General features: G+C 59.2%; 9 protein-coding genes. 5 read left to right on the forward strand and 4 right to left on the reverse strand.

Going from position 1 to position 10,898, the window contains the following annotated elements:
• On the reverse strand, nt 1-648 hold a 648-nt coding region (gene hpnD / locus ACRXB1_RS19740), incomplete at its 3' end, for a presqualene diphosphate synthase HpnD (protein ID WP_449492946.1).
• A gap of 658 nt (nt 649-1,306) precedes the next feature.
• On the opposite strand from hpnD, the gene ACRXB1_RS19745 reads away from it, so the two are divergent.
• From ACRXB1_RS19745 to ACRXB1_RS19755, 3 genes are all read left to right on the forward strand, one after another.
• Nucleotides 1,307-2,008 (forward strand): phosphatase PAP2 family protein, encoded by a 702-nt coding sequence (locus ACRXB1_RS19745; protein WP_449492947.1) that lies wholly within the window; start codon nt 1,307-1,309, stop codon nt 2,006-2,008.
• A 183-nt stretch (nt 2,009-2,191) separates the two neighbouring features.
• Nucleotides 2,192-4,444: an ATP-binding protein gene (locus ACRXB1_RS19750; RefSeq protein WP_449492948.1), complete on the forward strand. Its 2,253-nt coding sequence runs from the start codon at nt 2,192-2,194 to the stop codon at nt 4,442-4,444.
• Between the two features lie 197 nt (nt 4,445-4,641).
• A complete protein-coding gene (locus ACRXB1_RS19755) occupies nt 4,642-5,817 on the forward strand; it encodes a hypothetical protein (RefSeq protein ID WP_062003485.1) in 1,176 nt (391 codons plus the stop codon).
• Between the two features lie 56 nt (nt 5,818-5,873).
• Here the strand turns inward: ACRXB1_RS19755 and ACRXB1_RS19760 are convergent, their stop codons facing one another.
• Nucleotides 5,874-6,428 carry an NADPH-dependent FMN reductase gene (locus ACRXB1_RS19760; RefSeq protein ID WP_174364981.1) on the reverse strand — a complete coding sequence of 185 codons (555 nt, stop codon included), beginning with the start codon at nt 6,426-6,428 and terminating at the stop codon, nt 5,874-5,876.
• 548 nt (nt 6,429-6,976) lie between these two features.
• Between ACRXB1_RS19760 and ACRXB1_RS19765 the strand changes: the two genes are divergently transcribed.
• Entirely contained in the window at nt 6,977-7,240 is a 264-nt protein-coding gene (locus ACRXB1_RS19765; protein WP_449492949.1) for a DUF4148 domain-containing protein, read from the forward strand.
• A gap of 85 nt (nt 7,241-7,325) precedes the next feature.
• Here ACRXB1_RS19765 and ACRXB1_RS19770 read toward each other — a convergent pair whose 3' ends face one another.
• On the reverse strand, nt 7,326-8,282 hold the full coding sequence (locus ACRXB1_RS19770; protein WP_449492950.1) for an AEC family transporter: 957 nt from the start codon (nt 8,280-8,282) through the stop codon (nt 7,326-7,328).
• Between the two features lie 633 nt (nt 8,283-8,915).
• Here ACRXB1_RS19770 and ACRXB1_RS19775 point away from each other — a divergent pair.
• Nucleotides 8,916-9,482 carry a lipocalin family protein gene (locus tag ACRXB1_RS19775; protein WP_449492951.1) on the forward strand — a complete coding sequence of 189 codons (567 nt, stop codon included), beginning with the start codon at nt 8,916-8,918 and terminating at the stop codon, nt 9,480-9,482.
• Nucleotides 9,483-9,485: 3 nt separating this feature from the next.
• Here ACRXB1_RS19775 and ACRXB1_RS19780 read toward each other — a convergent pair whose 3' ends face one another.
• Nucleotides 9,486-10,709, reverse strand: a complete 1,224-nt coding sequence (locus ACRXB1_RS19780; protein ID WP_449492952.1) for a serine hydrolase domain-containing protein — start codon at nt 10,707-10,709, stop codon at nt 9,486-9,488.
• Between the last annotated feature and the right edge of the window lie 189 nt (nt 10,710-10,898).

Here is a 10,898-nt window from a genome sequence, read left to right on the forward strand (position 1 = left end):
TCGTTCGGCAATGGTCAGGCACACACGCGGCAAGCGGGCGTCGCCGACTATGGATGCAATGTCGGTGGTGGAAATGCCTTCGCGCGACAGCAATTCGCGCGGCAGATAAACCCGGCCGATGGCCGCGTCTTCGTCGATATCCCGAAGGATATTGGTCAACTGCAAGGCGCGGCCGAGATGATGCGCGAGACGCCGTCCGGCATCTTCCTGCATCCCGAATATCCTCACCGACAAACGCCCCACCGCGCTCGCCACGCGATCGCAATAAAGGTCGAGGCTGGCTTCGTCGGGCGCAACGATGTCTTCTGAATCCATTGCCATGCCGTCGATCACGGCGATGAAGTCATCGCGCGAGAGATGGAACGCGTGGATGTGCTGCGTGAGCGCGCTCAGCGACTTGCGCGGCTTGCCGGCGTAGCAGTCGTCTATATCCGTGCGCCATTGCTCGAGCGCGGCAGCGCGTTCGTGGCGCGGCATGGTGCCGTCGTCGGCTATGTCGTCCACCGCGCGGCAAAACGCGTAGACCTGGTACATCGCGTCACGCTGCGCAGCCGGCAGGATGCGCATGGCGAGATAGAACGAGCTGCCCGAGGACGCTTTGGCGGCGTCGGGCGCAGGTTCATCGGCGATAAGATTGGAAACGGCCAAGACGGACTCCGCTGTGGCGCCCCCAAGGGCAGTAGTGTTAGATCGGGCGCCGTGCGTGAAACGCCCGGCCGTGTTGCAACGGCCAAGGGACGCTCGTGCAAACCGGCGCGAACCGGCTTCTTGCTGCGTTGGAGCGGTTTAAGGAACACGCTCAAACGACGCCTGAAGCGACGAAAAGTATATCAATGTTTGTGACCGATTGCCCCTAGGCGACTTCTGCGGTTCGGAAAACCGCGTCAACCTTCGTACAAAACATCTGCCGTCAGCATGTAACCCTCGTTGCAGATCGTGCGGATCAGCGCGCCGTGTCCTTCGGATCGCGTGCAAACCACACGGTGGATCGGCTCGATGACCGCGAGGAAATCCCCAACGGTTCAGGTCTGACCGCTGATATCAATCGCCAGTTACCCGCTCCCAGCCAAGCATAAAAGCTTGTCGCACCCGAATTAAGGCACCGGTTTTATAAGCGCAGCAAATCGAGAGGACGCCCCCTGTCCGATGAGGCCGCCGTAAAGGCGACTTTGAGCTATTTGTTTGTGACATTTTTGTGGCATAAATATTACTAATAAATGTCGTCATATCACCGACGCAAATTACATAAGCCGCATGCAGGGGAACGCTCGATTAATGGCTTGCTGGATAAGCGAGAAAATCCAATATGAACGGCTTCGATGCTTCGATCCTTGGTTTTATCGCTCGACACTCGTTCGTTTCCCCCGGAATCAATTTCGCCATTGGCTCTTTGGCGGGACTTTATATCGCAAAAGGATTACTGCTGGTCGCAGCGCTTTGGTGGCTTTGGTTCAGCCCTGACAATCGTGCACCCTGGCGGCGGGAAGTTGTCATCGCGACATTTGCTTCTGGTCTGGTCGCCTTGATTGTGGGCCGCGGTTTGGCCTATTTCCTCCCGTTTCGTTCGCGGCCACGCTTCAATTCCGATCTGCATTTCACCATGCCGGTTGGCGCCAGGTTTGATGAGGTCCTGAGAAGCTGGAGTTCATTCCCGAGTGACCACGCAATGATCTGGATGGCGGTCTCGATGGGAATTTTCATTGTCTGGAAACGCGCGGGCTTTGCCGCTCTTGCCTATACGCTCGTCTTTATCTGCTTGCCGCGCGTGTACCTGGGACTGCATTATCCGACCGATATCATTGCCGGCGCTTTACTCGGAATGATGATCACGTATTTGTTGACGAGAGATGAAATCCGGCCGGCGGTCACACAGCCCGTCCTGCGATTTATCAACCAATACCCCGGCCCGAGTGGCGCGCTGGCGTTCATTATTTGTTTCGAACTCGTCAGCCAATTCGACGAAGTGCGTCAGATTGCGCAATATCTTCTTAAACCCCATTCGCATTAGCACAAGGGCATGCATTGCGCACGGTCTCCCAACTTCCCGCGCAACTCGTCCAAAAAAACCATCCGATTTCAAATAGAATCGCGTCAGGCGCCGACATGGGATAACGGCATGATTTATGCGCGCCAGGTAATCAGCGCGCATCCCGCGCAGCCGGAACCATCCGCACTCAAGTGAAAACGATCCATGACGCCGCATCGCGAGGACTCAGGCGCTGACCACTGGCAAGACGAGCCGCCGTTCCCGGTCGTGCCCGAGCGCAACTTCGCCGCTCAGCGCGCCACGTTGCGGGTCTTGCTGATCGCAGCCATTGTCCTGCCTTGCCTCTACGTGGCGGTCATGTCGTGGAGCGACCTGAAGGCGCGGGAAGCCGATGCCGCCGAGGTGGCCGAGCGCAACGCCCACGTCGCCGAAGAGCATGCGCTGAAAGTCTTCGATATGAACCAGACGCTCAACGCACGCGTAATCGATCTGATCGACGGCGTTGACGACGTCACGCTGCGCCGCGACGAGGCGTCCATCCACGACAAACTCAAGGCGATGGGCGGAGGCTATCCGCAGGTGGCATCGGTGAGCATTTTCGGCGCCGATGGACGGCTGATCGCCACCAGCCGGGTGTTCCCGGCACCCGATATATCCATTGCCACGCGCGAGGACTTCATTGCCGTGCGCGATCGTCCGGCGGTCGAGAATGTCTCGAGCGTCATGCAGGGCAAGGTAGTGGGCGAAAGCGTTTTCAATACCGCGGTGCCGCGCAAGGCGCCGGACGGGCAGTTCGCCGGGATCGTATCGATCGCGCTGCGTCCGAGTTACTTCGCGGGGTTCTATGAAGAACTCCTCGGCGATAACACCAGCGTTTCCCTCGGCCTGACAAGGACCGACGGCGCCGTGCTCGCGTGGTATCCGGTGCGCCCGGCGAACCGCATGGAACTCGCGGCCAGTTCGCCGCTGCGCGAAGCGTATTTGTCGGACCGGCACGCGGGCGTCGTGCGTATGCGCTCCGGGCTCGATAACCAGATGAAAGTGGTCGCGTTCCGGCGCGTGGGCACCTACCCCGTTTATGTATCGAGCGGCTACCCCATCGCAACGATCTGGGCCGGCTGGTACAGGCATGTCAGCGTACTGGTGTTGTCGCTGTTCGCGCCTTGCATCGTTTTGTGGGGCGTGATCTGGCTGTCGCTGCGCCGTCTCGCCAACGAAGAAGACGCGTGGGAACGCTGGCAGGCGGAAGCGTCGATGCGCCGGTCCATCGAATCGGCCTACCGGCAGGCGCGCAAGATGGAAGCGCTCGGCAATCTGGTCGGCAGCGTCGCGCACGATTTCAACAACCTGCTGATGATCCTTTCCACCAATGTGCAGATCGCGCGAAGGCGCGGCGCGCCGGGACTCGACCGCGAATTGTCGGCAATGGAACGCGCGCTCAAAAGCGGCCAGTCGCTGACACGCCAGTTGCTCGGCGTGGCGCGCAAGCAGCCGCTGCGCAATGAGACCATCGCGATCGGCAAATGGCTGCCCGCGTGCCGCGAACTGCTGAAGGCATCGCTTGGAGCGAAGGTCGCGCTGACGCTGGAATCGGATTCGGATGTCTGGCCGATTCGCGTCGATGCCGCCGAACTCGAACTCGCGCTGATCAACGTCGCGGTGAACGCCCGCGACGCCATGCCCAACGGCGGCACGTTCTCCGTGCGCGCTGACAATGTGCAGTTTCGCCACGAAGACGGCTTTCCGATAGTCGGCGAGTTCGTGCAACTGACGCTCGAAGATACCGGCGACGGCATGAGCCCCGAGATTCTCGGCCGCGCGTTCGAGCCACTTTTCACCACCAAGTCAAAGGGCATGGGCACCGGGCTCGGATTGCCGCAAGTATTTGCGTTCTGCGAGCGCGCGGGCGGCGTTGCGACCATCGACAGCGCTGTGGGTGCGGGCACGTCGGTGCGGCTTTATTTGCCGCGGGCGAGCGCATCGGCGGTGCAGACACCCGACGTCCCGAACGAGACCGCCGCGCCTGGCGATTCGGCGGGTTTGCGCGTGCTGTTGGTGGAAGACAACGAGGAAGTGGCTGCGGGCACGGAAGCGTTGTTAACGATGATGAACCATCAGGTCACGCATATCTTCAACGCCGACGGCGCGATCGCAATGCTGGACCTTGCCCGGCAGAATGCCTCCACGGGCGGCGCCTTGCCGTTCGACGTCGTTCTCTCCGATATCCATATGCCCGGCAAGCTGAACGGCATCGACCTGGCGGAGATCCTGCAGACGTGGACGCCGCGCGTGCCCGTGATCCTCGTCACCGGCTACGCGGAAGAACTCGACCGCGCACGTCATGTAGATGCGCGCGTGCTGTCGAAACCATTCGATATTGGCCTGCTCGACTCCCTTCTTCAAGCCATTCGCGAAGACCTGACGGCACGCGCCGAGCACGGCGAGGCCTCGCACTGAGTTATTTGGCCCGGGTTTTGTAAAAACGTCCGCACTTTTCATGGGAACGCGGGGAATTGGCACTTCCCGCGCCGCCCTGCTGCGCCTGCCGCGCGACCCGGCACGGGAGTTGCGAACCCTAGCGGGACTTGCGGCAGATACGTACAAACATGTACATCGCGTCGCAACTCACTCCAAGGCCACCCAGGGAGGCAGCCATGCGACACACAGTTATCGGTATCTTCGACACCTACGATCAGGCCGAAGTTGCGCGCAGCGCGCTGGTGGCCTCGGGCTTCGCCCACGCTGACATTGAACTCCAGGCCGCGCCGGAGCCGTCTTCGCTGGCCGATCCCGCGCTCGAACCGACGACCAGCGCAATGCAGCCGCCGGAAACGGGCGGCGTGCTGGCAAACATCGAACGGTTCTTTTCGATGCTGTTCGGCGGTCGCGATCAGCCGCCTGAAGTCGCACATTATTCGGAAGCCGTGCGGCGTGGTGGAATTCTGGTGGCGGTCGACACGCCGTCGGAAGAGCGCGCCGATGCAGCCCGTCATACGCTCGCCGAGCAAGGGGCAATTGACATCGATGAACGCGCCGCAAGCTGGGGCGCATTGAATCATCCAGGCGCGGGCTTCGGCACTGTTGCCGCTCCCGATGACCGCGATCATTCGTTGCTCGATGAACTCGGCTTGGGTTCGGGCAGTGCCGTGCCGGGACGCGCTCCCGTCAATCCGGCGGCCGATCCGCTCGCAACAGCCCGTGCCGATACCCGTGCCCGCGCCTATCCGCGTGGCAACCTGAGCGAGCCGGCAGCCGTGGATTCGCTTGATCCGATCAGCCCGGTTGCACGCGACCCGTTCGCCGGCAGCAGCGATTCTACGTACCGCGCGACTGGGGGAGATCCGATGACCAGCGGCTCGGTATGGCCGGCAAAAGATGAAGCCCACGAAACGACGCAGGGCTGGCGCCCCGTTACACCGGTTGATCCGCTCGATGAAACCGAAACGTCTTCGCAACGTGCCAGCTTGGCTACGCCCGTTGCTGGGTCGCTTAGCCAATCCGCTGCGGATCCGCTCCGGCCCGACCTGCCGCTGTCGCGCAACTCCATGCCCGACGAATACATGGAGTACGAGGACGACTTCCGCACCGACTATGAATCGCGTTACGCGGCCACCGGCGCACGCTACGAGGAATACGAAGATGCGTATCGTTACGGCGCAACATTAGGCAACGATGATCGTTATCGCGGCCGAAGCTGGGATGATTCGATGGAAACCGAATTGCAGCGCGACTGGCAAAACCGTAATCCGCATGGTGAAGATACGTGGGAGCGCTTCAAGCTCGCAGTGCGTCACGGCTGGGACCGCGTGACGGGACATCATCACTTGTAATCCGTTGATTGCCTCGGCTGCTGACGGCCCGCTTCGGCGGGCCGTTTTTATGGGCCTCAAGCCGCCGAAAGCCGTTTGACCCAGGCCACGTATTTATCGACGAAAGCCTGCAGGAACTTGCGGGTGTCGTCGTTGACGATCTTGCCGGCTGCATCGATACGACTTTCGTCGTGCTTGATGAACATTTCCGGCTGGCCCATCAGCGGCACGTCTAGATACGCAAGCACGTTGCGCAGATGCGCCTGCGCGAGCGCGGTGCCTATTGCCCCCACCGATGTCCCGATCAACGCGCCCGGCTTGTTGGCCCACGCGCTTTGCCCCCACGGCCGCGAACCCCAGTCGAGCGCATTCTTGAGCACGCCGGGAATCGAGCGATTGTACTCGGGCGTGACGAACAGCAAGCCATCCGCCTCCGATATCTTCTGCTTGAGCGTTCGCGCGGCTTCGGGAAAATCGGCGTCGTAGTCCTGGCTATAAAGCGGCAGGCTGGCGATATCGAGAAACTCGAACGAGAAATCCTGCGGCGCCAGGGATATGAGCGCGTGCGCGAGTTGCTTGTTGAACGAATCACGCCGGATGCTGCCAACAACAACCGCAATCCTAAAGGCCATGGTTATTCCCTCCGACTGAGTTGATCGCGTTATGAAATGAAGTACTAAACGCGCGGCTTTGCACCGCATCGTCGCAATATCATAGGCGCGGATACGGCCATCAGGTTATGCGACTCGATGTGCACCGGCGGGATCGAGAAGCGTAATCAGCGAGCACTTTGGCCTTGCATTGGGCAATCCAAGCGAAAGCCGCCTGACATGCCCCTTTCAGCGCGTTTTTGAGATGATTTCCACAAAGTTGTCCACAGAATCTGTGGACAACTTTGTGGATGTTTAATAATTCGCACTAAACCGCCAGATGTTTGGCGGCAAAGGGCTGGATCCCAGCAAAAGGATAAAGGCGAAGTGACAGCGGAAAAATACCGAACTCGGAAACGGGTTCTTACCGAACCCGCAACGATGAAACGTTCAGCGCCCCACCGGCCGCCATTCATGCGAAAACTACAACAATATGTTTTCTCAATCGACATTGGTCGCCGATAGCTATGTGAATAGACTGATTCATATCGATGGCGCAAGACGTGCCGTCATCCAAATCAGAGGTTCACATGAAACGCGCGCTTATCGGCAGTTTGCTAATTGGTGCGCTGGCTTCTTCAGCCAGCGTCTTTGCTCAATCTTCGAACGTCGCGCCAAGAACGCGTGCCGAGGTGAAGGCTGAACTCATCGCGGCAAGAAACAGCGGCCAACTCGAGACGATTCATTCGGAAAGTTATCCGCAATTGCTGCCGTATCAAACGGCGAAGGCGCTGGATGCATCGAGTACAGCTTCTGTGATGCAGGCGAACAGCGCGCTTATCAGCGCGCAATAATCCGACACGCTTCCAGCACACTCTTCTCACACCTCGCTCCGATGAGGCTTGCCCGGCATCCATATGCCGGGCTTTTTTATGTGCGTCATCGCGTGATGGCGGCAAGACATAACGTCACGGTAACGAGTGATATCAGTGTCGAGAACAGGATGGTGCTCGACGTTACCGACGCTTCCCGCCTGTAGAACTCCGCCAGCATGAACGGCCCCGTGCCCGTGGGCAGCGCGCTGAGTATGACGGCGGTCTTCGCCCACAAGATGGGCAACGCGAACACATGAAACGCCAGCCACCAGGTTAGCAACGGTTGCGCGATCAGCTTGCCGATGACGAGCATCGATGTCGTTCCTGCAGCGCCACCCTTCGACTTCTCGCCAAGGAACAAGCCAAGCGCGACCAGCGCGCAGGGACTTGCCGCTGCACCCAGCAGCTTGAGAAACGTATCCGCGCCGCCCGAGATGGTGAGGCCGGCGCCGCTCAATAACCATCCGGCAAACGGCGCGAACAACAACGGGTTGGTCACGAGCGACTTGATCACCTTGCCTATAGTCGCGGCGAAGTTCTTCTCGGTCTGCAACCCGAGTTCAATCAATACGATAGCCACCGCGAACAGCACGCATACCGTCATGATCAACGCGATCACCGCGGGTGCGAGGCTCGCGTGACCAAACGCAAGCGCACACAAAGGCAAGCCGATAAACCCTGCATTCGGATAGGCGGCATTGAGTGCATCAAGGCTGGCATCGGCGAGATGTTTTGATCGTTTCAAGCTGATCAGCAAGGTCAGCACGAAGATGGCACCCGATGCAATTCCGAACGCAGCGATAAACGCAGGTTGATCGAGTGAGCGCCAGGGTGTGGTGGCCATGATGTCGAAGAGCAGCGCGGGCAATGCGAGATACACGACAAAGCGATTGAGTTCCGACGATGCATTCGGTCCCAATCGATTCGTCTTGCGGCATGCATAGCCGGCGAAGATGAGACCGAACACAGGAAGGATGATGGTGAAAAGCGGCGTGAAAAGCGACGAGACCAACGACGGCATGAGCAGAGCGCAACTGATTGACGAGGGCGCCAAGCATAGCGGTAGATGCGCGTTGGCGCTGAGCGCCAAAAACCAAAGGTGAGCGATTTCGGGACCTGCGTGGAGGTGAGCTTGGTATCCCGCAAAAACTCACGCTAAGGGTGATTACAAGTATCGCTAACTAGATAGGGGATGCCTGCCGAGTTCATCGAATGGCTTAGGTATCGGCTGGAAAGCCTTTTACCATAAGGGCTTGAGAGCTTTCATCACGCGCTGTCTACTTTGCTTCTCGCCATGATCGATATACAGCGATCAATGCAGAGTACGAGCCATCGTGCGGCGTCGTGCATCTTGAGGTGAGGCAATACGGGACCCTGGTGTGCGGTGATGAGGAAGCACATTAAGACTCACTCGCACGCTGCACCTCAATGCTGAACACACATCACTAAAGCGAGCGTGATCAATGGCTTGCGGCCTGTTGTTAAAACAGTTGATACACACGGATACCTTTGCTAACAGGCTTCTCGGCTACCCTTCAACCATGAATCCGGTCGCTAAAGGTGAGCTTATGCGGGACCTGATCAAGCGCGGCAATCAACGGAACGAAGCTTGCTGAGAGTGCCACGCCACTGCATAAACATAACGAGGACATACATGACATTCAAGAGATCCGTCACCATCGGCGCCGCGGCTTTGCTGGTGATCGGCGGACTGGGCGTGCTGGCTGCCTGTGCATCAGCAGGAAGTGGCAAGAGCGGCAACGACGACGTGCCGGAACCTGCGAAGGCGGTCGATCTCGATCGATACCTCGGCCAATGGTATGAATTTGCACGCTACGAAAACCGTTTCGAACGGGGCTGCGAAGCAGTCACCGCGAACTACGCAAAACGGGAAGACGGCTTGATATCGGTGATCAACTCGTGCCGCAAGGGAAGTGTGAACGGCACGCCGAAATCGGTCGAAGGCAAGGCCAAGATCGTCGCTGATTCGAATAACGCGAAGCTGAAGGTCTCGTTCTTCGGACCGTTCTATGTGGGCGATTACTGGGTGCTCGATCACGCCGATGACTACACGTGGTCCATCGTCGGTGAACCAAGCGGGCGATATCTATGGATACTCACGCGTGAAGCGAAGCCATCGGCGCAGATGCGTACGGCGTTGATCGATCGTGCGCGCAAGCTTGGTTATGACGTCACGCTCTTGCGCGAGACGCTGCACTGAACGTCAGTCATCGATAGCGTCATAGAGATGACGCTCGAAGACAGCAGCCATTGGAAACGGCACGAGGCCGCGCCGCTGGATCATCAAGATGCCGATCATGTCTTCCACTGGATCGGCGAACCAGCTCGTACCCAATGCGCCCGGCCAGCCGAACGATCCCTTCGACCGATAACTTTCCGTGCGTTGCTGCGCGGGGTCATCGACAATCGCAACGCCCAGACCAAACCCCTGCCCCGCCCAAACGACCTGCCCAAACGCGGGAATGCGACGCTGCTCGCGCGTCAGGAAGTTCGTACGCATCAGATCAACAGAACGATGCGACAACAATCGCGGTCCGTTCGCACGCTCGGTGGCATCGCCTTGAAGGCGGCCTCGGCCGAGCAGCATGCGGGCAAAACGCAGATAGTCATCAGCTGTCGATATCAGTCCTCCGCCACCGCTTTGATACCGCTCGGGCTTGGCAAAGCGGCTCGTCGCGGGATGATCTTCGACCACGTGTTCTTGCGTCGATGGATCGATGGCGTAGGAAACAGAGAGCCTTTCGAGTTTTCCGGCCGGCACGACAAAGCCGGTATCCGTCATGCCCAGCGGATCGAAGATGCGCGTGCGGAAAAACGTTTCGAGCGGCACGCCGCTGACACGTTCGATTAACGAACCGAGCACATCGGTCGAAATGCCGTAGTGCCAACGCGTGCCCGGCTGGAACATCAGCGGCAATCTGGCAACGCGTTCGAGCCACACGCTTGAATCGACCGTCGCGTCGATGCCGTTGAATACTTCGCTGTAAGCATCGGCGAGCGCGCCGAATGCGGTGAAATGGTAAGCAAAGCCGGCGCGATGCGTAAGCAGGTCGAGCAGGGTGATGGGCGCGCGGGCCGGTTCGGTGCGATCGAGTGGACTGCTCGGATCCAGGAGAACTTGCGGTTTGGCGAGTTCGGGCAGCCAGCGTGAGATGGGATCATCCAGCGCGATCAGGCCGTCTTCCACGAGCATGAGCGCGGCGACACTGGTTACGGGCTTCGTCATCGACGCAATGCGAAACAGCGTATCGCGCGACATGGGTTCCCGCGTTTCACGATCCCGGCAGCCGAGTGCGTCGACCATAGCGATTTCGCCGCGCCGCCATATCAGGGATACGCAGCCCGCGACCTCGTCTCGATCAACGAACTCCTGCATTGCACTTCGGGTTTGTTCCAGGCGCGGGGCGCTGAATCCAGCAGCAGACATTCATATCCTTCAAGACGAGCTGTTCAGTGCTGGTATTTAAGCATGGTCAAATCGGTGACGCCTAGCAGGCTGGTGAAATACCTCGTGTGGCCGTCATCCGGGGCGTGGGCGTAAACGTTGAACTGATGTCATCAATGAGAACGAGATGGAACAGATGCGCGGACCGGATGGCTTTACCGAATCTATGTT

This window comes from Caballeronia sp. M23-90 (assembly GCF_053574605.1).